Origin of the sequence: Petroclostridium sp. X23 (genome assembly GCF_030013905.1) — a bacterium.
Taxonomy (GTDB): domain Bacteria; phylum Bacillota; class Clostridia; order SK-Y3; family SK-Y3; genus X23.
The window spans coordinates 2,236,875-2,263,717 of record NZ_CP124862.1; the positions used below are offsets into that span (position 1 = coordinate 2,236,875).

At 37.0% G+C, this 26,843-nt stretch carries 25 protein-coding genes, 1 tRNA gene and 2 pseudogenes; 2 read left to right on the plus strand and 26 right to left on the minus strand.

From position 1 onward, the window contains the following. Positions 1-36: 36 nt before the first annotated feature. The 9 genes and pseudogenes from QKW49_RS10650 to QKW49_RS10690 form a co-directional block, all read right to left on the minus strand. Positions 37-1,401 (minus strand): MmgE/PrpD family protein, encoded by a 1,365-nt coding sequence (locus QKW49_RS10650; protein WP_282867520.1) that lies wholly within the window; start codon positions 1,399-1,401, stop codon positions 37-39. Positions 1,402-1,445: 44 nt separating this feature from the next. After that, positions 1,446-2,162 carry a class I SAM-dependent methyltransferase gene (locus QKW49_RS10655; RefSeq protein ID WP_282867521.1) on the minus strand — a complete coding sequence of 239 codons (717 nt, stop codon included), beginning with the start codon at positions 2,160-2,162 and terminating at the stop codon, positions 1,446-1,448. A gap of 112 nt (positions 2,163-2,274) precedes the next feature. Next, positions 2,275-3,420: a PrpF domain-containing protein gene (locus QKW49_RS10660; protein WP_282867522.1), complete on the minus strand. Its 1,146-nt coding sequence runs from the start codon at positions 3,418-3,420 to the stop codon at positions 2,275-2,277. 227 nt (positions 3,421-3,647) lie between these two features. After that, a pseudogene (locus QKW49_RS10665) lies at positions 3,648-3,851 on the minus strand (IS110 family transposase); the annotation flags it as partial. 61 nt (positions 3,852-3,912) lie between these two features. Beyond that, entirely contained in the window at positions 3,913-4,566 is a 654-nt protein-coding gene (locus QKW49_RS10670; protein WP_282867523.1) for a DUF1847 domain-containing protein, read from the minus strand. A gap of 14 nt (positions 4,567-4,580) precedes the next feature. Continuing rightward, the gene (locus QKW49_RS10675) at positions 4,581-5,447 is read right to left on the minus strand and encodes an isocitrate lyase/PEP mutase family protein (RefSeq protein ID WP_282867524.1); all 867 of its coding nucleotides are present in this window, start codon (positions 5,445-5,447) and stop codon (positions 4,581-4,583) included. 12 nt (positions 5,448-5,459) lie between these two features. Then, positions 5,460-5,954 carry a 3-isopropylmalate dehydratase small subunit gene (locus tag QKW49_RS10680; RefSeq protein WP_282867525.1) on the minus strand — a complete coding sequence of 165 codons (495 nt, stop codon included), beginning with the start codon at positions 5,952-5,954 and terminating at the stop codon, positions 5,460-5,462. Next, positions 5,954-7,216: a 3-isopropylmalate dehydratase large subunit gene (gene leuC, locus QKW49_RS10685; protein WP_282867526.1), complete on the minus strand. Its 1,263-nt coding sequence runs from the start codon at positions 7,214-7,216 to the stop codon at positions 5,954-5,956. The genes QKW49_RS10680 and leuC overlap by 1 nt, the downstream gene beginning before the upstream one ends. A gap of 134 nt (positions 7,217-7,350) precedes the next feature. Further along, positions 7,351-8,652 (minus strand): SLC13 family permease, encoded by a 1,302-nt coding sequence (locus QKW49_RS10690; protein WP_282867527.1) that lies wholly within the window; start codon positions 8,650-8,652, stop codon positions 7,351-7,353. A 692-nt stretch (positions 8,653-9,344) separates the two neighbouring features. Between QKW49_RS10690 and QKW49_RS10695 the strand changes: the two genes are divergently transcribed. Beyond that, complete coding sequence (locus tag QKW49_RS10695) at positions 9,345-11,192, plus strand: sigma-54-dependent Fis family transcriptional regulator (RefSeq protein WP_282867528.1); 1,848 nt, start codon at positions 9,345-9,347, stop codon at positions 11,190-11,192. 308 nt (positions 11,193-11,500) lie between these two features. On the opposite strand, the gene QKW49_RS10700 is transcribed toward QKW49_RS10695, so the two are convergent. The 17 genes and pseudogenes from QKW49_RS10700 to QKW49_RS10775 all read right to left on the minus strand — a co-directional run bounded on the left by QKW49_RS10700 (position 11,501) and on the right by QKW49_RS10775 (position 25,629). Continuing rightward, positions 11,501-11,576 (minus strand) — tRNA-Thr (locus QKW49_RS10700). A 115-nt stretch (positions 11,577-11,691) separates the two neighbouring features. Further along, complete coding sequence (locus QKW49_RS10705) at positions 11,692-12,393, minus strand: PD-(D/E)XK nuclease family protein (protein ID WP_349239129.1); 702 nt, start codon at positions 12,391-12,393, stop codon at positions 11,692-11,694. Positions 12,394-12,565: 172 nt separating this feature from the next. Continuing rightward, positions 12,566-12,706: pseudogene (locus QKW49_RS10710) on the minus strand (aldo/keto reductase); the annotation flags it as partial. Positions 12,707-12,752: 46 nt separating this feature from the next. Beyond that, a complete protein-coding gene (locus QKW49_RS10715; RefSeq protein ID WP_282867529.1) occupies positions 12,753-14,864 on the minus strand; it encodes a sodium-translocating pyrophosphatase in 2,112 nt (703 codons plus the stop codon). A gap of 361 nt (positions 14,865-15,225) precedes the next feature. Continuing rightward, positions 15,226-15,324 carry a hypothetical protein gene (locus QKW49_RS26045; protein ID WP_349239104.1) on the minus strand — a complete coding sequence of 33 codons (99 nt, stop codon included), beginning with the start codon at positions 15,322-15,324 and terminating at the stop codon, positions 15,226-15,228. 81 nt (positions 15,325-15,405) lie between these two features. Further along, positions 15,406-17,433 carry a methyl-accepting chemotaxis protein gene (locus tag QKW49_RS10720; RefSeq protein WP_282867530.1) on the minus strand — a complete coding sequence of 676 codons (2,028 nt, stop codon included), beginning with the start codon at positions 17,431-17,433 and terminating at the stop codon, positions 15,406-15,408. A gap of 254 nt (positions 17,434-17,687) precedes the next feature. Further along, positions 17,688-18,950: an SLC13 family permease gene (locus tag QKW49_RS10725; RefSeq protein ID WP_282867531.1), complete on the minus strand. Its 1,263-nt coding sequence runs from the start codon at positions 18,948-18,950 to the stop codon at positions 17,688-17,690. Between the two features lie 200 nt (positions 18,951-19,150). Beyond that, complete coding sequence (locus tag QKW49_RS10730; RefSeq protein WP_282867532.1) at positions 19,151-19,378, minus strand: hypothetical protein; 228 nt, start codon at positions 19,376-19,378, stop codon at positions 19,151-19,153. Positions 19,379-19,990: 612 nt separating this feature from the next. Continuing rightward, entirely contained in the window at positions 19,991-20,482 is a 492-nt protein-coding gene (leuD, locus tag QKW49_RS10735; protein ID WP_282867533.1) for a 3-isopropylmalate dehydratase, read from the minus strand. Between the two features lie 13 nt (positions 20,483-20,495). Further along, entirely contained in the window at positions 20,496-21,758 is a 1,263-nt protein-coding gene (locus QKW49_RS10740; RefSeq protein WP_282867534.1) for a 3-isopropylmalate dehydratase large subunit, read from the minus strand. Between the two features lie 106 nt (positions 21,759-21,864). Then, positions 21,865-22,077, minus strand: a complete 213-nt coding sequence (locus tag QKW49_RS10745) for a PrpF domain-containing protein (protein ID WP_282868116.1) — start codon at positions 22,075-22,077, stop codon at positions 21,865-21,867. A 122-nt stretch (positions 22,078-22,199) separates the two neighbouring features. Next, entirely contained in the window at positions 22,200-22,490 is a 291-nt protein-coding gene (locus QKW49_RS10750) for a hypothetical protein (RefSeq protein WP_282867535.1), read from the minus strand. Beyond that, the gene (locus QKW49_RS10755; protein ID WP_282867536.1) at positions 22,472-22,771 is read right to left on the minus strand and encodes a PrpF domain-containing protein; all 300 of its coding nucleotides are present in this window, start codon (positions 22,769-22,771) and stop codon (positions 22,472-22,474) included. Before QKW49_RS10755 ends, QKW49_RS10750 begins: the two co-directional genes overlap by 19 nt. After that, positions 22,752-22,925 carry a PrpF domain-containing protein gene (locus tag QKW49_RS10760; RefSeq protein WP_282867537.1) on the minus strand — a complete coding sequence of 58 codons (174 nt, stop codon included), beginning with the start codon at positions 22,923-22,925 and terminating at the stop codon, positions 22,752-22,754. The genes QKW49_RS10755 and QKW49_RS10760 overlap by 20 nt, the downstream gene beginning before the upstream one ends. Positions 22,926-23,202: 277 nt before the next feature. After that, positions 23,203-25,119 (minus strand): sigma 54-interacting transcriptional regulator, encoded by a 1,917-nt coding sequence (locus QKW49_RS10765; protein ID WP_282867538.1) that lies wholly within the window; start codon positions 25,117-25,119, stop codon positions 23,203-23,205. A gap of 176 nt (positions 25,120-25,295) precedes the next feature. After that, positions 25,296-25,454: a hypothetical protein gene (locus QKW49_RS10770; RefSeq protein WP_349239105.1), complete on the minus strand. Its 159-nt coding sequence runs from the start codon at positions 25,452-25,454 to the stop codon at positions 25,296-25,298. Between the two features lie 13 nt (positions 25,455-25,467). Then, complete coding sequence (locus QKW49_RS10775; protein WP_349239106.1) at positions 25,468-25,629, minus strand: 2-dehydropantoate 2-reductase N-terminal domain-containing protein; 162 nt, start codon at positions 25,627-25,629, stop codon at positions 25,468-25,470. 134 nt (positions 25,630-25,763) lie between these two features. On the opposite strand from QKW49_RS10775, the gene QKW49_RS10780 reads away from it, so the two are divergent. Beyond that, positions 25,764-26,636 (plus strand): LysR family transcriptional regulator, encoded by an 873-nt coding sequence (locus QKW49_RS10780; RefSeq protein ID WP_282867539.1) that lies wholly within the window; start codon positions 25,764-25,766, stop codon positions 26,634-26,636. Positions 26,637-26,843: the final 207 nt, after the last annotated feature.

Here is a 26,843-nt window from a genome sequence, read left to right on the forward strand (position 1 = left end):
TGAAGTATCTCATACAAAACCGCTTTTAAGTGTCACTTATACCAGTTTTGATGAAAAATCACGCATTGACGCAAATTCTTCCACTTTACTGATCCGTTCGGATAGTTGAGTGGCAACAGCTTCAGAAACAATATTAGCAGACAGCTTCTTATATTTGTTGTAAAGTTCATCATAGGTGAATGGAGAGATAGCAGATCCCTTGGGATCCATAATCTCCTCGTGCAAAACGGTGCCATCCTCAAAAAAGACACTGACCTTGGCAGAGAAATGTTGGGGATACCAAGTCTCTTGCTCTGGATCAAATTCTGTCTCCACCTTCTTGGCAAGCTCCAAAACCGACTGATCACTCAATATGTCATTGCTTAAGTATGGAGTAGGGTCGGCCAAATCACCGAGACAGGCCATGGCCAACGTAAATGGCAGGCTGTATTGAGCGGCAAGAATAGAATCTGGAGTGAACACATTATGTGTATGCGCCAAATTTTTACTGCCAAATACAAGAATTTTTTGTATCTTTGCAGCATCAAAAATAGGATTCTGCTTCATTCGATCGATACACTCAACGGAGGTATGCAACACTCCACAGGTTGGAGAGGGTTTAAAGGTCGTGTCAATTATTGCATAAGACTCTCCCAATCCATCGGTTAACCTGTCCCAGAGAATCTTTGAGCTGTCATCCCGGAACACGCGGCAGAAACCGAGCTCAGCTTCAAAAATTCCAGCAGGTCCAGTAAATCCCTTTTCGGCAAGCTGAGACACAATAACACCCTGCTGTGCAGATTTACCGGCGTGAATGCGTTTAACCATAGAACCGCTGATTGAGAATTGTGTCAGGCCGGATGCCAAAGAACCGGCAATACCAAAGGCATTCTCCGTTTGATCCGCCGTCAGACCTAAAAGCTTGCAGCAACCTGCAGTTGCTCCAAAGGTTCCAAAAGATGCGGTGGGATGAAAACCTTTTGCTATGTGAGCACCAGCAATGGTTGAACCGACTCTTACCATCACCTCATAGCCGGCCACAATAGCCTCAATCGTACGCTTTCCGCTAATTCCTCGCTCCTCTGCCAGAGCCAAAACGGCCGGGATAACACAAGCGCCGGGATGCGATATGGAAATTGCACTCACGTCATCTAATTCAAATCCGTGGGCACAAGAACCGTTCGCCAGTGCAGCATTGGCTGGATTAAACGCCTGTTCAAAATCAGGGAGAATCGTTGCGTGACCTGAATTCCCCTGTTTACTGTAATCAATAATAATCTTTCCCATGTCTGTCTGTGTCGCAAAAAGCGTACAACCAAAATAATCTAATAGGCATTTCTTAACAGAGGCTACAACTTCCTTAGGAAGTTTTTCGTATTGAAGTGAACTTACAAATTCAGCTAATTGACGTGTTTGACCCATCTTAATATTCCTCCATATCTTTATTTTTGGAAATTTTATGTTCCTTATAAATCAGCTTTCTTTTCTCCCATCATAACCAATTGAGTACAACGGCGTATTCCATTCTTCTTATATAAAGAAAAAACATTTTTTGCCTCCTGTAGAATCTCATCGTACTGAGCTCGCTCTTTGAGTAATTGTGCTTTTTCTACGATTTGTTCTGCCTTAATACTCAACTTTTTGTCAAGTTCAGGATCAGTTTCGTGGTCTTCGAATATATGAGTATTGTCAAGGCAAAGCCCCATAAACCACGCACTTAGTTCAGCATTAGTACTAGTTTCTACCTGATATATCCCAAGAGCTCGGTCTATTTTACTTTCAAGATGGTGAAGCGCAACATGTGTCTGTTGAGCTAAATCTTGATTATCACAGAACATTTCATTAATAATTAAGGTTCCTCCGGTTTTTAACACGCGAAGCATCTCCTTAATCACGTCATCAATATTCTCAATATGGTGTAGAGAATTAGATACACAAACCGAGTCAAAGAATATGTCAGGATACCTAAGTTTTTGGGCATCCATTACCTCGAAGATAATGCCACTGTCATGAAATTTTTCTTTTGCTTTGGCAATTGTTTTCTCCGAATTGTCGATTGCATATATCACTGTTGTTTCAGGGAGTCCAGCTTTAAGTTTAAATGCAAACTCACCATAACGTGTAGCAACATCTAGAACTTTTCCACCGGGCAGTTTTCCAAGTTCTTCTTTTAGGTGAATCATCTATACCATTTCCTTCCTTGTACTAAAGCCACACAGTAAAATTATTAAAAGTATGTTGCACCAATCTTAAAAAAGTGGGGAGATTTACTATTAAATATAAAAATAAATCACTCTACTTTTCTATTCTGGCTTTTTCTACATAGGCGTATCCCTCCATGATTCTTCTGGCAGTACGAATAAATGCAGCCTTTTTAACTATACCATCTTCCACTTCAGCTATCACCGGAATTACGCCGGCAGGATGACCGATACGAATAGATGTAATTTGATTAATGTTTGCAATTATCTGATTGACTATTGTTCCGGGAATTTTTGCTGCCACACCTGTACAAATAGTTGCCGTTCCAGCATACGCTTTATGCAGTACCTGCATATACATAAGCCTGGAAACGAAATCAACATCTTCTTTATGGATTGTATTTCCTGTAGTAAAGTCGATATAATCCGCAGCTTCAGTTATGAACGCAATCATTGGAAATGCGGGCGACTTTTTTGTGGCCTCCTCAGTCGTAGCCGCCATGCCAATCATTACACAGCATTTAGCACGAATTTCTTCTAAATAACTGAGCAGTTCTGCATTGCCATCTATCTCAGCAGGAGTTTCAGTACCCTTCATATTGACAGAACTTGCACGCAGAAATACCATAGGATTTGCAACGTCAACGATTGAAACTTCTACCGGACCACGGCTTGTTTCAATCACATCAACTACATTACCTGTTGGAAGCATCTTGCCCGTAGCAGCACCAGCTGTTTCAGAAAAGTCTAAAAGAACAGGTGCTGACGTGCCTGGCACACCGTCGATTTTGCAATCGCCGGTTACCTTTGATTTTCCGTTTTTTACCTGAACCTCGGAATAAAGCAGTTTCTTGGTGTTAGTGTTATAAATACATACCTTGGTAACAGGCTCTACAGCGGTAACCATAGACTCGTCAATAGCGAAAGGCCCGACACTTGAAGATATGTTGCCACAATTACCACTATAATCAATATATGAATCGTTGATTGCAACTTGACCAAAAGTATAATCTACATCCGCATCCGGATGCGTTGGTGGCCCAATAATCGCTAATTTACTAGTAAGTGAGTCTGCACCCGCAAGTCCATCAATTTGGCGAACATCGGGGCTTCCAAAAATCTCCAAAATAACCTTATCTCTAAGTTCGGAGTCTGAAGGAAGATCGTTGGACTTCAGAAAGATAGCCCTACTTGTACCTCCTCTCATAATTACACATGGAACGCGAAACTGATCACTCATTAAAATACCTCCCTCAATAATCTTTCATTTTCTTTGAATATCTCGCTTAATCTTAGATTTTTGTCTTTTTTATCATAAGCCTCTTGGACGGCAGTACATATTTTTAAAATATATGGAAGTAATAGTGTAACCTTAATAAACCTACATACTTTTTGGTATATTGGGGCCCACGGTATCCACTATTCTCTGGCGGCAAACCCTCCCATTTCTCACGGGATCAATGTCCCAACTCCAATAGAAGACTTGGCAGCTTCAACTAGTTGTTCTGCTTTTTTGATGCCTACCCCACGTTTAACCTCTTGGCGCCAAAAGGCTAATAGTGTGAATGGCTCCATTTTAGCAATCTTTGAAGGTAAGGCTAACTCTTTTAATGTCATAAGAGCAGTTTTTCCTTCCCAGTCTCCAAAAACTGTGCAAAACTCCGTGAAGTATATATCCAGCCATCTTGTTACCCTGTTTTTGATACCACTAACGGTATATTTGCTTTCCTTCTTAGTCTCTAATTTCCTGTTTTTTTAAGCAAGCAATAAAATTATTTAATCTCTTGTTAAAATAACCATCAGCCATATAGAGCGCAACCATAGCATTGTGACCCAGAGCACGATCTTTACTGGACAGAACAGTCACAGGCGCTTTTGCGTGTCTAATGAAAGTAGAGTCGTGTCCTACGCACAAGCCAAGAAGAATATTGAAATCCACGTTGGCTTCGTTAAGATATTCCGCTTGGAAGCCGGGGTTACACATGGCCTCAAATTGCCCCTGCCTGACCTGCTCTTCATTGCTGATTCCGATTGCGCTTTTGGAAATACTACAGGATTTACAGCAAATCGCAGACACCTCAAAATCATTGTTCCTAAGGATATTTACCAGTGTAGCCGCTTCTTTTGAAAGACCTGCACAGAATCCAATTCCAATTTTCTTATATCCAAGACGATAAGCTAAATGCATGGTCTCTTCTACCCTAGTATGCAGGCAATAGCCCTTTGCCTCTACAACCGCTGCTTCTTTTAATATTCTAATTTCATCAGGAGAATAACGTCCTAACACGCTTTCAGTAGTAGCGCCAATGCTTGGGCAACCATTTGGAAACTTATCTGGTTGGTTTGTACGACAAGGCTTATTGGAGCAGTCGGCACATGTAAACATTTCTTTTCACCTCCTCATTTGTTATAAAAACTTTCTTCTAATCTACGTAATTCAGGAAGACTAATCGCATTATTAAACGTCGGGAAATCGACACCATTTTCCAGGCAATTTTCAATACTCCCTGAACCCTTTAGGACATCAAGTGTGTTCATTACTGCTTTGGTAGCTGCATAGAGGGCTACAAGAGGATAAATTACAATTCTGTATCCTAATTCCTGAAGTTCTTTTTCCGAAAGCAAAGGAGTTTTTCCGTTCTCAACCATGTTGGAAATGAGCGGAACTTTGAGGGTTGCAGCAACAGTCTTAATTTCTTCAACTGACTGAGGTGCCTCAAAGAAAATAACGTCGGCACCGGCCTCAACATAGGCTTTTGCTCGATCCATAGCATCATCAAAACTGTTGGCAGCTCGTGCATCCGTGCGAGCAATAATAACAAAGTCAGGGTCTTTACGCGCATACGCAGCAGCACGAATCTTTGCTACCATTTCCTCTTTGGGGATTACAACTTTGCCTTCCATGTGTCCACAACGCTTAGGCATTAACTGATCTTCCAACTGGATAGCAGCAACACCGGCAGCCTCAAACTCCTCGACACAACGGATGACATTTAAAGTATTGCCAAAGCCAGTATCACAGTCTGCAATTATAGGAATGTTAGTGGCAAAAGCAATATTTTTCGCCATCATAGCCACTTCTGAAAAAGTCATTAGCCCGATGTCCGGACGTCCGAGTACACTTGCAGACACACCATAACCTGTCATATAAGCAACGTCAAAACCAGCATTTTCGATCAGCTTTGCGGACCACACATCATATGCACCAGGGGCTGAAATTATTTTTCCAGAATTAATCAATTCACGAAGAGCTTTTACTTTAGACATTTTTTCACCTCATTAATTTTTCTCTATATTTAAATCTGATATTAATTTTTTCTTAATTCCGCCAGCCTTTACAATTTCCATTATAGAAGGAGGAAATGGAACAAAAAAGTATTTCTTACCAGTCGTCTTATTTTCAATAACTCCTTCAATAACAGCTACTTCAATTTCGTCACCATCAGATATGGCTTTTGCCGCTTCAGCAGACTCAAGAACGAGTAAACCCAAGTTAATCGCATTTCGATAAAAGATACGAGCAAAGCTCTCTGCAATAACACAATTAACACCTGACGCAAGAATGCTTATTGGAGCATGCTCACGGGATGAGCCGCAGCCAAAGTTCGTTCCGGCTACAATGACATCGCCCCGCTTCACTTTATTCACAAACTCGGGGTCTGCTCCCTCCATGCAAATATTTCCGAGATCTTTTGCATCGGACAGGGATAAATACTTGCCGGGAACGATAAGGTCTGTATCAATATTGTTACCGAATTTATGTGCTGTTCCCATCAGAGCACCTCCTTTGGATCTGCAATCTTACCTGCAACTGCAGATGCGGCAGCTACATAAGCTCCCGACAGATAGACCTCAGAAGTGGGATGACCCATTCTGCCGACAAAGTTTCGGTTTGTTGTGGAAACGGTACGCTCACCAGCGGCGAGAATGCCCATATGTCCGCCAAAGCAGGGACCGCAGGTTGGCGTGGAAACCGCCGCGCCCGCATCGAGGAATATATCCACCAGACCCTCATTCACAGCCTGACGGTATATCTCCTGAGTAGCGGGAATAACGATCGTGCGGACATTGGAAGCGACCTTATTGCCTTTCAGCACTGAAGCGGCAGCACGCAAATCCTCAAGGCGACCGTTTGTGCAGGATCCAATGATGGACTGGTCTATGCGGACATCCTTGATCTCTCTGGCAGGTTTGACATTACTTGGAAGATGCGGGCATGCAACCAATGGTTGCAACTGACTGGCATCCCACTCGTAAACTGCTGCATATTCAGCGTCGGGATCGCTTTCATAGACTGTGTACTTCCTACCAGTTCGGTTGTGCTCATTTACATATTCAATGGTCTTCTCGTCAGGAGCTATGATGCCGTTTTTGGCGCCTGCTTCGATAGCCATATTGCAGATGGTAAACCTGCTGTCCATTGACAGTTCACTAATAGCCTGCCCAGCAAATTCCATAGCCATATACAGTGCACCATCCACTCCAATCTTGCCAATGATGTAAAGAATGAAGTCTTTACCAGTAACATATTCGGGGCAGGAACCACTAAAAATGAACTTTTTTGTATGGGGTACCTTAATCCAAATTTCACCGGTACCCATACCCACTGCTACGTCGGTGCTTCCCATACCTGTGCTGAATGCTCCTAAAGCTCCATAAGTACAGGTGTGGGAGTCTCCCCCAATCAAGATATCACCTGGCAATACAAGGCCCTGCTCAGGTAGAAGAGCGTGCTCAATGCCCATTTTGCCAACGTCAAAAAAATTCTTAATCTTGCAGTCGCGGGCAAAATCACGATTGGCTTTGCTCTGCGTCGCAGCGTTGATCGTTGCATTGGGCGTAAAATGGTCGTTGACTAGGTATACACGTTCATTGTCAAATACTTCTTTAAAACCCATTTTGTAAAACTCTCGCACCGCAATGGGCCCCGACACGTCATTAGCCAGTAGACAATCAAGTTTCGTGGTAATCAGTTCTCCGGGAACCACATGGTCTTTCCCACAGTGAGCAGCAAGTATTTTCTCAGTTATTGTCAATATTTTCACTCCCTTATAACTTGTTAGAATGATAAGTCTTACTATAGATTTTGGATAATCAATGCTGTAGCCCCTACCCGTCAAGGCTACTGCATTGTAGCAGATAAAATCAAAAGTTATACATTACCGATCCCTTAGAAGGGCCCTTTTTGCATAATGCCGAGCATGATGCAGAGAATGTTAATAACAGTGGCAAGAAGTGGGAACCAGAGCAACGTCTTGTAAAGTGGCTTGGAGAGATTATCATCAACTATGGACCCCAGAGTGATTGAACCGCCACTTGAGAATGGGGAGTATCCGGTAAATCCAGCAGGGACGGATATACAGGAGTAGAGAAGACATGTGTTAAGCCCGGTGCTTTGTGCGATGCCAGCGACCATCGTGCCAAGAGTTGGTATAACTCCACTAGTAGTGGATACGAAGTAACTCATGAACGAAGCAGCCACGCAAAGGAAATAGGGTGCAACTCCACTGCTGACGTTATCAGCCGCCCAGACTGTAATTTCATCTAAGATGCCGCCTTTGAGACCAACGGAAACTAATGTGATAATACCGCAGACCAAGAGGATAGATCCCATCGGAATCCTCTTAAATGCTTCTTTTTCATCGCCAACCTTTAAGATAATAGAGGCTATGATTAGAATAGGTATGATAAAGAGTACATCATTAAACTTGTTGAGAGTAATGAAAAAATCACCACCGATTAGCGTTTTCAAGACACTCATAAGTATCATACTGCCGAACGCTACCATGAGAAGGATGGCTGTCTTTTTCTGTACTTTGTCGAAGGGATCTGGATGCATAACACTTTCACTGACCTTGGTTTTGTATCCCTTCAGTATAAAGTAAAAAGCTACAAATACAAGAACCTGAACTATTATGTTGTTAATCCACATAGTTCGGACTATCGGAATGGCCTGCTCCATGGAATAGCCATGCGCCAGCATTGTGTTGGTAGTGATGATGCCGAACTGGCCAACACTGGAATAGCCACCGGCGATTGGAGCACCGATTATTATGATAGCAGCGAGTATGAGACTTATGCTACTGTCAACGCAGATGGGGATAATGATGGGGGCTGTAAAAGCGAACATGGCATATGCGGGCACACCAATCATAGACATAATAAAATTAATTGCGAAAAGTATAATCGGGATTAGAGGCGGGCACTTCCTTCCCCACCGTGTTGCTACTTGAATAATGCGGTGAAGAGTGCCGTTATTTATGGCGAAACCGAAAAAGAAGGTCATAAACACAAGGGTCATCATCAGCTTGGACGGCCAGAGCGCGATGACACCGCTGACACTGAGACCACAGCCCAGAACCCCTAGCAATACTGCTAATACTGTAGAAATAATACCGGCATTTACCTTTAAAAAGAAACCAAGAAAAATAGCGCTCAAGATACAAATAAGAAAAATCACTGATAGACTCATTTTTATACCTCACTTATATTATTTATTTTTTGAAAAGCAATGCAAAACATAAAAGGACTCAACCTAAAGGATCTACCCATCAAAGACGAAAAAAGTTTTTGATGCATTCATAGCATCACCTAAAAAATAACAAGCACAACTATAGAGTCATATACGGTTGTTTTCAAAAACGGTTTTTTTATGGTGACATTGGGCATCCCTCCTTAAAGTTCAAATTAAGCTTTTTTATCAATCCATTTGCCTTAAAAATAGACATGCTTTAAAATCTTTCCGTCTTTGCTCTTTATATTTAGCAATGTTCGTGCCAATTTCCCGCGATAGAGATATATTTTAATAATTTTTGAGACAAATCATAAAATCGATTATAAAAAATGCTGTTTTATGGCGCATATTGAACCTATGCGTAATACCTACCAAATGAGATTGCAGCACACTGTATTTACATTAATTACATATTGCTTTGAAGAGATCCCCATCTTCGTTTCATCAAATCGTTTCACCGTGTTTCATTGTTGCAGTCACATTTGAATTATGTTATAATTATATTCCAAAGGCTCACGATCAGTAAATCGTGCAACCAAACCCTACCATCATCTCCTGTGCAAATATAATACGCTCTCCTTGAAATAGCTTATACTTTTATTTCAAGGAAACGAACATGATCTTTGAATTCTTTTAGGAGGTACTGCAATATGAATACACGACTTGTTTTTTTAAGTTATGGAAAACAGATGAAACTTATTAAATCCGTATACCGATTATACCCCGATATTGAATTTGTTATTCTTGAAGTCACGCCTGAACATGTAATAGAAGAAATCCTCGACCTCGAAAGCAAACAGCATATTGATGTACTCATATCATCTGGCTCCAACGCTCGAATAATCAAGCAATGCAATGAAATCAATACCCCACTTGTAGAAATCCAAGTCACAGGTTTTGACCTCTTATGTGTTCTTAAGGAAGTGCGGCGCCATTCCAACAAGATAGCTATTATTACGAACAAAAATCTCATTCCCTATCTTGCTGAGACAAAAAGTATACTGCGAGTTGATGTTGAAGAGTACACATATGACGGTTTAACCGATTTAGAGTGTACTATCGACCAACTAAAGGAATCAGGAATACAGGACATCATCGGAGGTAGCTACACATGCCGTTTAGCAGAGGAAAAAGGATTAAGAGGACATCTGTTGTGGCGAATACCTGCCATAAAGCTCGCTATCGATAATTCTATAATAATGGCTCATTCCAACAAGAAGCTATTTTCTGACGCCACACATTTTAAAACTATCATTAATTCGACATATGAAGGAATTATGTCCGTATCCAAGACTGGAATTATTGAGCTCATCAATCCAAGGGCTGAAAAAATCATTGGAATCTCCGCTGACAAAATCATAGGTAAAAACGTCAACGATATAATCCAAGGGATAAACGTTGAAGAATTGGTTACCAGTAATATAAAAAAGATCAATGAATTTTGTATTATCGACAATATGAAAGTTATGAATACACAAGTTCCTGTTAATGTGCATGGGGATGTCACGGGTGTTGTTATTACTTTTCAATATGTAGATATTATCCAGAGAGCTAGTGAAGCCATACAGCGTCATGATGGAGGCAATCATTTTAGTGCAAAGACTCATTTTTCTGATATTATTGGAAAGGCGCCGATTTTGCTTGAAGCAAAAAAAGATGCAAAAATATATGCTAATACTCCCTCCACAATATTAATCAACGGTGAGAGTGGAACGGGAAAAGATTTATTTGCTCAGAGTATCCATAATGCGAGTTCTAGGGCACTTAAACCATTCGTAGCTGTAAACTGCGCCTCTTTTCCTGAAAGCCTCATAGAAAGCGAACTGTTTGGTTATGACGAGGGCGCATTTACCGGGGCACGTCGTGGGGGCAAGCGTGGCTATTTTGAGCTGGCTCAGGGGGGCACTTTGTTTTTGGATGAGATTAGCGAACTTTCTCTTCCGATACAGTCACGATTCCTCCGCGTTCTTGAACAGCATGAGTTTTTCCGTGTTGGCGGCCAACGTCCCATATATACAGATGCCCGGGTTATTGCAGCCACTAATAAAAGTCTACTGACTCTGGTTTCGGAACAAAAATTTCGAATTGACCTGTTTTATCGTCTCAATATCCTTGAGATTCAACTGCCTCCACTTCGTGAGCGCATTGATGATGTTGCTGACCTAGCTGAGTTTTTTTTGCAGAGCTTTCGCCCCGACCTTTCTCCGTCCACGATTAAGAGGATCGCAAACAATGAATTGCTGACACAATATAAGTGGCCAGGTAACATCAGGGAATTGAGAAATATTATGGAACGTTTTTCAGTCCAGTATCAGGGCTACGACACTGAAACAAAATTGTTTGAAAAAATTCTGTTTATCCACCCAACCCATGTTTGCGAGGAAAAACAATTTATTGAAACAGCCCTCTCTAAATGCAACACCGAAACGGATGCCGCCAAGATGCTTGGGGTCAGTAGAAGTACCTTGTGGCGAAAGAAAAAAAAGTTGGGTATTTAGAATCCGTGTCTGCCTTCGAGACCTTCCGGCCACGGCATGGCAAAACTTGAACCCTCTCCCGTCGCTTTCGCTCTCACAAAGTAAGGGGACACACCTCCGCAAGACGGTCTTTCTCTTTGAGGAATGTCCCCAGGCTCTACCAAATGATTCTATCGGCCAGCACACCTTCGTGTGCCTTACCCCCGGAGTTGTAATCCAGTTGACTCTAGTCAACTTCTTTAACAGGGGAATACTTCCCCCGTTCCCCCCTTGGCCGTGGGTAGTTAAACATAATAATAATCACTATATCAATGACATAGTGATTATACTGGAGCCAACAACGGAACTTGAACCCACGACCTGCTGATTACGAATCAGCTGCTCTACCGGCTGAGCTATGTTGGCAGGATGGAGCTACGCTCCAAATTACGAATGAAAAATTAATAATGAATAATTAAGGCAGGATTTTGCTTTGCAAAATCTTCATTAACTCTCATATTTCATCTCTTCATCTATCATCTTAAGATGATAGCATTTCCTCTGGCTTTATTTTATCATATTTCTCGTACTTTTGACCTGCAAGAGATATGTCAAATTGACATATGGTTCTATATTTACAATATGTACAAGAAGTTTTTTTATCATTAAATTTTTTAGGTTTAATTTCAATATTCCCTTGTATTATAGACTCGCACAAATCCCCTGTAATTTTTAGCATATGTGAAAGTAACTTTTCAAAGTCTTTTTCTTCCAAGGTCTTTGATTTTCCCCCTATTGATCCTTCCTTTTTAACATTTACAGGAATAATATTTGAATATCCGTTTATTTCGCTATCTATATTATTAATTATATTTATATCTTTAAGCACCAATCCATCCATCTTAAAGAGTTTCCTTATTTCATTTTCTACATTAAAAATGATTTCTTTATTATTAATATTATCAGATTCAATAATAGGGTCATCAATTTTAAAGTAAAATACACCCGCTGGCTTTGCTGCTCTTGCATTATTACTTTGACTAAAACCATTCAATACTGCATTCAAATAAATCATAAGCTGTAATTGCAAGCCATTTACTACTTCTGTCAAATTCAAATTTTTTCCTCCTGATTTATAATCAATTATCTTAATGAAAATGTCTTCATTTGTTCTTATTACATCTACCCTGTCTATTCTTCCTTCAATATATATAGTTTCTTCATTAGGAAGAATAACTTCTATAGGAGGAAATTTGCTTTTTTTTCAAAGCTTGCTTCAAAATAAAATTCATTAAATTTTCCTTTTTTTATATGTTCCGTAAGAATCCATGCCGTCTTCTCTGCCACCCGTTTTATTCTTGAAAGCCTATAAACGTTTCTGCTTTTTCTATTTACCTAAGTTTTGTACAAATGACTTAGGTAAGTAATTCAATTTGCATAGAATTATGCTTTCTCACTCCAAAACACATAATTTTGCCACTGCTACGAAGTTCATCAAATGCTTGAGCAACCTCCTCTGGTTCCATAAGTGTATTAGGATTATGAAGTAGCAGTACGTTATCATACTCAAAATTAACTTAAAACATATATTTTATTAAACTATTATTTTATGAGATTTATTAAAATCCCACCTACTTTAGCAAACAAAGGCGCAAATACTAATGCAACAATTGTCATAAGTTTTATTAGAATATTCATAGCTGGACCTGCAGTATCTTTGAATGGGTCACCAACGGTATCTCCAACAACTGCAGCTTTATGTGCATCGCTACCTTTTCCACCATGCTCTCCAGTTTCAATATATTTTTTAGCGTTATCCCAAGCACCACCAGAATTAGACATAAATATAGCTAAAAGAACTCCAGATACAACTGCCCCTGCAAGAAGTCCACCTAAAGCTTCTGCACCTAATAAAACACCAACTACAACTGGTACAATTACGGCAAGAACACCAGGTAGAACCATTTCCTTTAGAGCTGCAGCGGTAGAAATATCAACGCAAGTCTTATAGTCAGGTTTTGTATTACCCGCCATAATGCCAGGATTTTCTCTGAACTGTCTTCGAACTTCTTCAATCATTTTGTTTGCTGCATGACCTACAGCTTCCATTGAAAGCGCTCCGAAGAAGAATGGTAAAACACCACCTATAAGAACACCAACCAATGTAACAGGATTTAAAAGATCAATTGATTTTAACCCAACCGCTTGTGAATATGAAGCAAATAATGCAAGTGCTGTTAAAGCTGCCGAACCAATTGCAAAACCTTTTCCAATTGCTGCAGTCGTGTTTCCTACTGAATCAAGTTTATCAGTTATTTTTCTAACCTCTTTAGGAAGTTCTGACATTTCAGCTATACCACCGGCGTTATCTGCTATTGGGCCATACGCATCAACTGCAACGGTCATACCAGCAGTTGAAAGCATTCCAAGGGCAGCTAGTGAAATACCATAAAGCCCCATAGTAGCATTAGAGCTTCCACCCATTACGAAGAAAGAAACTAAAACTGCAACTGAAATAAATAATATTGGAAGTACTGCAGAATACATACCAACTGCAAGACCAGAAATTATTGTAGTCGCTGGCCCTGTTTGTGATTGCTTAGCTATTTTCTTAACATGGTTATAATCACCGGAGGTATAAACTTCAGTTACTTGTCCAATTAAAACACCTGCAATTAAACCTACTGCAACGGACCAAAAGGCATTTAAATTTCCAAATAACATATTACTTAATATTACCGCCGTTATGATAACAATAACACCACTTACATAAGTACCAGTTTTTAAAGATTTTTGCGGATTAGAATTTTCATTATCCTTAACAAATAAAGAACCTATTATAGAAGAGATAATACCTACAGAAGCAAGAACCAATGGAAAAACAATTCCTTCACCCTTACTGAATAAAACTGCTCCAAGGGTTAATGTTGAAATTATTGCACCAACATAGGATTCAAAAAGGTCAGCTCCCATTCCTGCAACGTCACCTACGTTATCTCCAACGTTGTCAGCAATAACTGCTGGATTTCTTGGATCATCCTCAGGTATTCCTGCTTCTACTTTACCAACAAGGTCGGCCCCAACATCCGCAGCCTTAGTATAAATACCACCGCCAACTCGTGCAAATAATGCAATTGAGCTCGCTCCAAGACCAAATCCTGTGATAACATTTATTTTATCTGATCCGAATATTAAATATAATATTCCTATACCTAAAAGTCCTAATCCTACTACAGACATCCCCATAACCGCTCCGCCGGAAAAGGCGATTTCAAGAGCCTTGTTTTCGGCACTACTTGAAGAATTTTCTTTACTAACATTTGCGGTTATAGTACTAGCATCTGTAACTGCAATCTCATGAGCTTTAACTTGTTCCCCTCTTGCAGCATTTGCTGTTCTAACATTAGCCTTAGTTGCAACTTTCATTCCAAAATATCCAGCTAAGATTGAAAATGTAGCTCCAATTATAAAACAAATAGCTGTTAACCAATCAAGAGTGATTCCTAAGATAACGAATACAACCGAAATAAAAACTGCAAGAGCTTTATATTCTCTTGCTAGGAAAGCCATAGCACCTTCTTCAATATAACCAGCAATTTCCTTCATCCTATCTGTACCTACATCTGTTTTAGAAATTTTATTAGATAAGAAAAAAGCGAATAATAATCCAAGTACTCCTGCAATTGGAGCAAAATATAATACTGAATTGTTCATTAATGTGTGTTCCCCCTTTTAACAAATAAAATGTATTCAGAAACCCGTCAGGTCTCCATTTATCTCAATTCCGAATGGTGATTTTTTAAACTTCCCCCCAAAATTTCAAACAAAATCCCATTAAAATCTTATATTTTTCCAAAAGCACTTGCCAATAATATATAAATTTGAAGCCTCGCAATATGGAGCCTATTTCCAAAAATATTTTGAGATGTTTCTATGTTAGGTAATTGACGTAGCCATTCTGACTATCAAAATTTTCTTATTTCAGATTATTTTTCCCAATTTTTCAAAACCCGTACAATCTTCCTCTGCCTCATTACTTACAAAGTTAAAATTTTTATATAAATATATTATTATATTATAAATTATCAAGCTCAATTTGTTCTTCATCCCATGCATACAATTCATTCAATGCAGGATGTAAAGCTCTTCCTCTTTCTATTAAAGAATATAACACTTATATAAGTATATTAACTTTTTACTAATTATTAATATTTTTAACCACCTAAATTTCTGATTTAACTTTAGACGTAATTTACTATATTTTGAAAACTAAAGATGCTTGCACAAGAACTTTTGAAAGATAATCTATATCATGAATCATGTTTTTTAAGTGCTCTACCATCGCTACTTGCTCTTCTGTCGTTGAAGATACTTGCTCTACTGATGCAGAAACCTCTTCAATTGTAGCAGTTACGCTTTGCATATTTGAAATAACCTCATTCTTATACAAGTTTATTTTTTCAATTGCGGCATTTATACTCTTAATCTGCTCTGTAGAATATACTACATCATCCATTATTGTATTAAATGAGTCCTTTGTTTGGTCCACATATTTATTTTGAATATCTATAATACCTTTCATTACATATGCTGTCTTAGCATTTTCTAAAGAGTACCTCTGAGTTTCCTTTATAATTACAGCTATTTGATTTGCGGAACTTGAAGATTTCTCTGCTAGTTTTCTAATCTCATCAGCTACTACAGAAAACCCCTTCCCGGCTTCTCCAGCTCTAGCAGCTTCAATAGACGCATTTAATGCCAATAGATCTGTTTGATCAGCGATTGAATTAATTACTTTTATGATATCACCAATATTATTAGAACTTTCTTCTAGCTTTTTACTAATGTTAGAAACCTTTTCTATTTCTCCTACACTTTGCTCTGTAATTTCCATCAAGTTTTCAACTATTTGTTTGTTAATATTGAACATCCTTAATATATTATCTGAACTATATTTTATAATTTGTGACTTTTCATTAATATCTTCAACTTGTTCTCCTAGTTCATTTATCTTCAAAGATACCTGCTGCGTATCCATAGCTTGTCTCCCAATCGCCACTGCTACTTCCTGTGTTGTAGCTGCATTTTCATCGATAGCTTGTGCCGTAGAGCTTGAAGCTATACTAATCTCCTCGGCGCTTGTATTTAATACATTTATGGAACTATTCATATCTTTAATAAGGTTCTTCACTTTCTCTGTCATTTCATTGAATTTATTTGAAAGCATGCCAAACTCATCCACTGACTTGATATTCATTGCTACATTTAAGTTCCCTGATGACATTTCACTCATTACTCCTAACATTTGTGTAATTGGAGTCACCACAAGCCTGGAAATATAACAACCTATCACTGTGGCAATCAAAATGAAAATAAGCACAATGAATGACGATTCCTTAAGCAAAGCATTAATAGGCGATTCTACTTCTGAATAGTTTACTGTAGCAACTAGCATCCACTTTACACCACTTATCTTTACATAGGATGCCACTTTTTCTATCCCCTCATTTGTATAAAGTATATTTTTAGCTTTTAAATCCGTTGAATCCACTTCACTAGTGGCTGCATCTTCTAATTCTTTAACTACAGTCTTAGTATTTATTTTATCTTTTTCCGGATGTGATAAGATTATTCCATTACTATCCATTAAATATATATAACCACTTTGCCCAATCTTTATATTAGATAAGTTGGACGTAAAAAAATCTGTTTTAACAACATCTACAAATACACCTATTATATTTCCATCGTTATCTTTAATAGGAGTTGAAAACGTAACAACAGTTTTTCCATTAGATTTTGCAACAATAATATCACTTATCGTATTCTTGCCTGATAACGCTTCTTTAAAATAGCTCCTATCAGATATATTTACTTTTCCTACGTTTTCAGGAACACTATCCGCTACATTTAGTCCGTTTTTATCTACAATAAAAAGATGTTCCCGATCTTTAACATTATCAAAACTTTTCTTTAATAACTCATTAGCCTTTTCAAGCAATACATTATTTTCACTTAAAAACTCTGCATCTGATTTTTCATATCTCATAATTAATAAATCTTTAAAAGTATCCTGATTTGAAATTAACTTAGTAGTAGTTAGCACCCCCTCAACTAGCCCTTTAATATAGAGTGATGTTTTTTCTGAGTTTGTTGAAAGCTTATCATTTATCTCATTCGTCAGAATGTCTCTACTGGAGTGATATACTAATATCTCAGTTGTCAATAAAGAAAAGACTACTAGCATTACAATCGTCAATGGAATTTTTATTTTTATTGTCATTGCCTAATTTCCCGTCCTCTATGTCTTTATACCTAATATGTAGTAATTATATATCCATAGTTACTATTTTCAGTATTGGTAGTGGACACCTTTATTTTGTGTCCACTACCAATAATCATCTTTTTAAAATACTCCTGCCACTTTAATTAAGTATTTTTATTTATTAATTTTCGTAAGTTAATCATTAATGTTGAAAAGCTTTACTTGTTCCATCCTCTTACTTAAAAAGAAGCATATAGAACTTAGTACTTTGATTATTTTATAAATTTAAATCCACCTAATCCAACAAATAATGTTAAGGCTATAACTGCACAAACTGATATTATAAACAGTCTCGCAAAGAGCTTATTTTGCTCTTCGTCATCAAGATGTACATTTGTTAGGTATGCAGATAAAACAAGTGCTCCTCCAGTAGATGCTGGACTCAGGCCTGCTACTGAAGCTACAACTGATATTGCAGATACTAATTCTGGTCCTGATAAATTGCCTCCAACGGTTTGCATTACAGTATTTACTGTAGGTATCATCGTAGGCATAACCACACCTGAAGTCGAACTAAACCAAGACATTATACCAGATGTAAGACCTATTAATGGTGCTGCAGTTTTCTCATTCATGATACTTGCCAATGCTTTTGCCATGATATTTATTCCACCTGATGCTATTACTACATTCATAAGCACCCCTACCCCTGTTACTAATATAAGAGTTCCCCATGGCATAGATTTGATACACTCTTTTTCATCTGCAATATTAAATATAGTAAGAATTGTTGCAATTAAAAATGATGATAATCCAACATTTATTTTAAATGCAATTGTAACAGTTACCATCAATAAGATACCTAACATGGTTATTATTTGATTTTTATTAAATTTAGGAAGGTCCTTTAATTTCAAAGGATTTTCTCCTCCAGCCTTATATCCTTTAAATGCTATATACAATATAATCGCAAAGAAAGCTGATCCGATTATCGCGTTTCCTAATAGCGGAATTGCCACATTATTTATTCCCTGTTGTGCTGATAAATTGATCCCAATAATGCCTGTAGGTGCAATAGCTGTCATTCCTCCTCCTATAGCTCCTAGTTGTCCCATGGAAGTTAGTAGAAGTGGATTCGTCTTCATGGCAAGAGCTAGTGGAACACCAAATGCCGCAGCTAATGCAAAGGCTGGTATTGTTCCTGGGCCTATAGCAGCTATTACAGCTCCTAATATATACATTATAATTGGAATTAGGTACGTTTTCTTACCAGCTAAAGCTATAAACTTTTTTGCTATTAACTCTAATGTTCCATTTATCTGAGCAATACTAAACAAATAGCTTATTCCAACCAGCATTACAAAAAGAGAAGTATTAAACCCACTAATAATTACTTTATCGCTCATACCTGTAATTCTTCCTATAACTAAGGCAAAACCAACTGCAATAAATCCTACGTTCAATTTTTTTATGAAACCTACAGCAATCGCTGCTATTAAAAATACTAATGAAAGTAAAGATAGATAATTTGTCATATTAAATCCCCCTGATAAAAATATTTTTAAAATTAAATTTCCTTTTTGCAAAAGTCTAATATAGAAGTAATTAAATTTTATGATTTGCAGTATATTCTATTAGGATGTCACAAACAGATTTCCTTTTATACAATGATTACATATCTAACATAAACTAAAGCAATAGAATTACCCATTAATACACCTTTACTTGTCCACCTCTATGAAATATAAAAAATAAGTAAATAGATAGAATCAAAAATTATTGTACGTATCATAAGAGGAAGGGCAAGTCTAAAGTATTCTCCGAAGGTAATTTTCTCACCATGATCTTCTCCCATTCCTCTTGCAATTACACTATCACTGCCACCTAAAACTGTACCATTTCCTCCAAAGCAAGCCCCTAAAGATAAAGCCCACCATATTGGTTCTAGGTTCATACCAGTCATTGACCCCATATCCTGGATTAATGGTATATCATAGTTGCAACAATAGGGATATTATCAACAAAAGCTGAAGCTATTACAGATACCCTTAATATAGACATAGTGGTTAAAGTTAGATTTCCTTTAGTAACACTAATTACCCATTCTGCTAAAGCACTAATAACTCCGGTTGCCTCTAGCCACCCTACCATTATAAATAGTCCAACGAAGAAAAATATAATTTTCCGCTCTACCTCATGTAATATTTTCTCTGAAGATATATTTGAAATAAATAATAAAACAACTGCCCCAGTTATAGCTATTGTGGCTGATTAAAAATGTAATACACCATGAAGCATAAATCCAAAAATAGTAACTCCTAGAGCTGCTAAACTTTTCTTAAAAAGTACTGGATTCTTAATACATTCATTTTCATTAACATACACTACCTTTACTTTATTTTCCGGCTTAGCAACAAGCTTTTTCTTATCAATCTATGATCATATAAACACATAATTTGGTAACATTTACATCCAGCCTAGTTTTTCTAGAGCAACCTTTTAAAGTTACTCTAGAAAATTCATTCAGCATTAAAATATATATAGTTATATACCTTTTATCTTTCGCTAGATTATATTATTTTGCTACTTCTTTTAAATATGAAACAAGTCCACCCTTGTTTATTAATTCCAAGATATGCGAAGGAATTTTACTACAGCTATACCTTTCATTTTTCGTTATGTTGTAAATCACGCCTTCTTCAATACTAATTTTAATTTCATCTCCATCTTCAATCTTATCAACTTCGCTGCACTCAATCACTGGAATACCCAGATTGATAGCATTACGATAAAATATTCTTGCAAAGAACTTAGCTACAATCGCCCCTGTTCCTAGATATTTAAGTGTTAATGGAGAAGTTTCTCTACTTGATCCAGAACCAAAATTAGCTCCAGCAACTATAATATCTCCCTTTTTTATCTTATTATAGAACTCTGGATCAATGGCACTCATAGAATACTTTGCTGCCTCTGCAAAACTAAGTTCCATATATTGTGGTGGAGATATTATATCTGTATTAATGTTATCTCCATATTTTAAAACCTTACCTTTAACTAAAGTACTCATATTCATTTACCTCCTATATAAATTCACGTGGATCAGTTATACCTCCAGTGATGGCACTAGCTGCCACTGACATAGGTGATCCAAGATAAATTCCAGATTTACTACTACCCATTCTCCCAATAAAATTACGATTGCTTGAAGAAATACAAACTTCTTCATCCGCAAGCAATCCTGAATGTACTCCTACACATAGACCACAACTAGGTGCCATAATAACAGCACCAGCATCAGCCAATACTGATAATATTCCATCTCTAGATGCTTTCTTGTAAACCTCTTGTGAAGCAGGAGCTACCAAAAGACGCACACCATTTTTAACCTTTTTACCTTTTAAAATACTAGCTGCAGCTTCTAAATCGTTATACCTTCCACCAGTACATGAACCAATGTAAGCTTGATGAATTTTAGTTCCAGCTACATTTTCTATTTCCGTTACATTGTCCACTTCATTAGGGCATGCTACTACTGGTTTTAACTTACTAGAATCAAAATTTAACACCTGGCAGTAATTTGCATCATTATCACTGCTATAGAAGGTATAACCTTCAGTAACACCAATACCCTTAAGATATTCAATTGTTTTTGCATCAGGTGGAATAATGCCAGCCTTTGCTCCCATTTCTACAGCCATATTTGTGATAGCCATACGTTCATCCATTATAAGACTTTCAATAGTATCTCCAACATACTCTACCGCCTTATAAGTGGCACCGGCATGTCCTATTGTTCCAATTGTCTTTAATGACATGTCTTTTGCCATTACACCATTTTGAAGCTGTCCCTTCCACTCAACTTTAATAGTCTCTGGAACCTTCAACCATGTCTTACCAGTGAGCAATATGCCAAGCATTTCTGTAGAACCTACACCACTAGCAAATGCACCTAGTGCCCCTCCCATACAAGTGTGTGAATCTGTACCAAGCACTACTGTTCCTGGCCTTACATGACCATTTTCAGCCATTATTTGATGGCATGGACCTACAAATTCGTAGTAGTTATCTATTTTATGAGTTTTAGCCCATTCTCTTGTAAATTTTACAATCTCAGCTTGCTTAATACTTGCAGGTGGAGTGTAATGATCTGATATAATAACAACCTTATCTTTATCCCATACCTCATCTTTAATTAATTTCATCTTTTCAGCAATTTCTACTCTAGGCCCTAATATATCATCCATCATAGCTTTATCAACATTTACCCAAAGAATATCTCCAGCATTTGCAACTTCTACACCTGCGGCCTTTGCAAGTATTTTCTCTGCTATCGTCTTTCCCATCAACTGTTCCCCCTTAAACAGACTTCATTTTGTGATTTGTATTAAATATTGTTATACTATAAACTGATTTTTGAAATAATAGAAAATTCATAAAAACTTTAAAGATTTATTTATTATAAACAGATTTCCTTACATATACATATCCATCCATAATTGTTCTAGCTGTTCTATACATAGCAGCCTTCTTTAAAATTACTTTTCCATCTTTAACTTCAGCTTCTGATTCAACAGGAATAATACCTGCTGGATGACCAATATTGATTGATACTCTAGATTTTGCTTCTTCCTTTAGAACTTCCCAAACTACTGAACCTGGTATTCTTGCTGCTGCTCCAGTACAAACTGTTCCTGTACCAGGGTAAGTTTTTTTTTATGCATTCTTAACATAAATAATAATCTAGATACTATATCTATATCTTTCGCTTTTTACCTCTAATCTGTTCAATTAAATCCATAAGTGCTTTTTGTTGCTCTCGATTTGCTGTGGCGTTTCAGTTCCATCAATTCCAATATCCCCTCAGCCTTGATAAACACTAGTGGATTACCTGCATCTACTATTGATACTGGATAATCCTTTCCATCTACGCTTATAATATCTTTAACATTTTCCTGTTGGTAGCAGTTTACCGGTAAAAGCACCTTGAGTAATCTGACCAATCTAATGTAATTTTTGCCCCAGTACCAGGTACCCCCATCTATTCTGAAATCGCCTTCTACAGCTGCTTTTGCCATCCTTTTACAGGAACTTCAGCAACTAATATATTATTAGAATTTGTTAAGTGAATTCTTACAGTTGTTATTGGTTCTTTAGCCTCAACTAATCCCGCGTTTATTGCAAACGGTCCAACTGCTGAAGATATATTTTCCACAGTTTTTTTTCCACCATAATCTACAAAAGCTTCAGCAAAGCTAACTTGAGCAAAAGTGTGTAAATCTACATCTGCATCTTCTCTCGTTGGTGGTGCTATTATTGCAAGCTTGCTTGTTAATACATCAGCTCCACCTAATCCCATCAATCTGTCTTAAATCAGGACTTCCATATACAGAAAGTATTACTTTATCTCTTTCCTCTGCGTCCTTTGGCAAATCATTTTTCATGATGAATATACCCTTGCTAGTTCCTCCACGCATAATTGAACATTTGACCATTTTCATTTCTGGGTGCATATTATTCTTCCTCCTTAATATAATTCTAATAATATTTATTTTTAATATTATCTCCTTACTCTATAAATATAGCAAAAACCGCGCCAAAACTTTTAACTATAGTTTTAGCACGGTTCAGAAAACGTTTGTCTCATATTTGATACCGATTTGATACCGATGTTGCATAATTATTATAAATATATATGAATATTTCACGCTTAAGGCCATTCTCAAATATGATACTGATTTTAATCAAAATTGATACCACATGGTATCTTTTTATAAGAATAACTCTATATTATATCTTTCTCCAAAATGTAGCCCGACCTATTTTTAATTCTTCAATCACTTTTTCTTTATCCTGGTTATATTTTAAAAGCATTGAATTTATGATATCTTTCTCAATATCCTTTACGGCATCCTTTAGCCCATTTTTAATATTAACTTTTAGTGTAATATAGTGATCTTCCCCCTCTGGGGCATGCATAACATTTTTTAACCCCTTAGCCCACTCATCTGGACTTGATTGCAATAGTACTAAAGATAATCGTTCCATAATATTGATAAACTCCCTTATATTTCCTGGCCAATCATATGCAATCAATAACGGATTAATCACCTGTATCGCTTTATTAATATCAATAGCATTACCTATGAATTGTTCTAATAATTTTTTAGCAATTAGAGCTATATCTTCTTTACGTTCTCTCAAAGGTGGGATTATAATATTGAATACATTCAAGCGGTAATATAAGTCCTGTCTAAACTCTCCGGTGTGAATTCGTTTTTCAAGCTCTCGATTCGTAGCACTTAATATTCTTATATCTACGGGAATAATCTTATCGCCACCAACTCTCATTATTTCCTTTTCTTGAATTACCCTCAACAATCTGGCTTGCAACCCCTTGGATATTTCACCAATCTCATCTAGAAAAATAGTTCCATTATGAGCTAATTCAAAAAGTCCTTGCTTACCTTCTTTTTTTGCTCCCGTGAAAGCACCACCTTCATAACCAAAAAGTTCACTTTCAAGTAGCTGGTCAGGGATTGCTGCACAATTAACTGCTACAAAAGGCCCATTGGAACGATGACTGGCATTATGGATACTCTGTGCAAATAGTTCTTTTCCCGTACCTGACTCCCCTTGTATTAAAATAGTACTATCAGTTTTAGCATACATACTCGCCATTTCTTTTAATTTAATCATTTCATTTTTAGCGGTTAGTATATCATTAAAACAATGCTTAGCAACAAATCCCTTCTTATGCTTCTTTTCTCTTATTTTTTGTTCCAACTGCTGTATTTTTGTAACATCTTCAAAAGTGCTTACAACCCCCATACGCTTACCGTCAGCTTCTATTGGAATACGATTTGTAGCTATAGTTCCTCCATTAATATCATGTAGTGCTCCAAGTTCTGCTTCTCCACTCTCAAATACTTTATGCATTCTGCTGTTGGGAATAATTTCTAATGCATCTTTTCCTAGAGCCTTCTCAGAAGAAATCCGAAAAATCTTTTCTGCTGCTGAATTGTAAATAATGACCTTATTATTTTCATCCGTAACAATAATTCCCTGCGTAATTGAGTTTAATATAAATCTAAGCCTTACCGAACGCTCTATTTCATCATTACGAACTTGAGCTATACTCAAAGCCTCTTTTAGCGACTGTTGTATTGAATCCTCACTACATTCAATAAGGACGCCTTTTATACCATTCCTTTCTGCTACCTGAACTACAGGCATCCCCCCTACTACTACCTTTATCCCTTTGTTTTTTATATCAATAACACTCTCTTCAATATCAGTTGCAGATACAAATGTGTACTCATGTATTTTAATTTGCAGTATATTCTCTATTTCATTTATATCAAATACACTGTTGTTGTACGTCACCAATGCCACCTCATCTGCGATCCTTTTTGCAGAATGCATGGCCCTCGTTATATCAAAAGCAGTTACCGGAATTGATACTACAGGTGTATCAACTGAATTCTCAATATAATCAGACGTTCCCCCTCTGCTTAAAAAAACATCCACTTTATCTTTAAACTTATTAGCAATATTAACGGCGTTGTTAAGTGATGCTATTTCAACATATGCTTTTACTCCATTTATCCTAGCAATACTCGTAAACAATTCACCCATGTATTCATAAGGAGATATAAGAGCAACACTGAATTGCGAACGCTTGTTGTAACTTGTGATATTATTCAAAAATACTCCCTCCTTTGAGTCAGTCGTATGAAGATTAACGCCACTTCAAAAGAAATCTAGCAACTTAATCAATGCCAAGAAAGTAACTATCTCGCTTTTACACGAGATAGTCCTTTAATTTGAAACTGAACTACGAAAGGTTCCAAGGACTTTAAGCCTATGGTGTAAATTCATGCTTAGATTACTCCTTCTTCTTTCATTGCTGCTATTTCTTTTTCATCAAATCCCATAAATTCACTATAAACCTCTTTATTGTGCTCACCTAAAAGTGGTGCTGGTGTCTTAACTGATGGCTTAGTTTCGGAAAGCTTAATATGACATCCTGTTATCTTCATCTTATATAACTAATTAATATAACAATACTTCTTTTTCATATATGATTAACCCTCTTTCATTTATGGATTCTATAATTTTGCTATTAACATCAATCATATAAACTTCATTATTACGTGATAAATATGCACCATAAAGACTTCCCATTGCACCCGCACCTATAACTGCAATTCTCATAATATAACCCCCTCATAGAATCTATTGACTATTTTAGATTATTTTAATACAATTACTTACATAAGTAAAATTCATTATTTTCATTATTATGTTGAATAATTTTCATTTATATTATAAAAGGAGATATTAGAATTATGTCATTGCCATCGTATAAAATATTTAAAACCGTTGTAGAGCAGAATAGTTTTCAGCGGGCTGCTGATATCTTACATTTAACCCCTTCTGCCATAAGTCACTCTATTTCAAGTTTAGAAAAAGAATTGGGTTTTCCTTTATTTATCAGAAACAAAACAAGCATACAATTAACTGGTTATGGTGAGAATTTATTACCTCATGTACAAGCAGTTCTTAATAGCGAGGAACATCTTAAACAGGAAGTTTCCTTATTAAACGGACTTGAAAAAGGAACTGTAAAGATTGGAACATTTAATAGTGTATGTACAAATTGGATACCCTCTATTGTTAGTTCATTCCAAAAGTTTTATTCTAATATTTCTATAGAATTATATCAGGGACATTATAATGACGTTTCAGCCTGGTTAAGAAATGGTGTAGTGGATATAGGATTTTTATCTACCTCAAGTGCAGAAAAGATAAATATTACACCCTTATATAAAGATCCACTTGTATGTGTAGTACCAAAGAACTTTTATCCTAAAAACAAAGAATTTATAACTATTGATGATATAAGAGGTCAGCGATTTGTATATCAAAGAAAAGGCAGCGATGCTGACATCAATAATTTTTTTCATAAGTATAGTTTAAATGTTCTATCCACCTGTCATGTAGTTGATGATCAATCCACAATCGCTATGGTTGAAAGTGGTTTTGGGATTTGTATTATGCCTGAGTTGGTAATGCGTAACCAAAATAATAATGTAGATATATATCCAATAGAGCCTCGTGAATATCGAGTTATCGGAATAACCACTTTAAATCAAGCGTTTATGGCACCTGCTGTAAAGAAAATGTTTAATCACATTATTAATACCTATAAAAACATGTAATAATAATTCATATACTGTTGCATAGAATTAGGATATCTACTGGATATGAAGGTCATTATCTTCAACATAAGACCCTTCATTTATAACTTTTATCCCATCCCTGTAAGATACTATTTTATGATTACTCAGAAATACTCCAAAGAATGGTGGATCATCCTTGTGTAATTTTAGATTCTGTGAGGTTTCAGAAGAATGCCCACCCTTCTA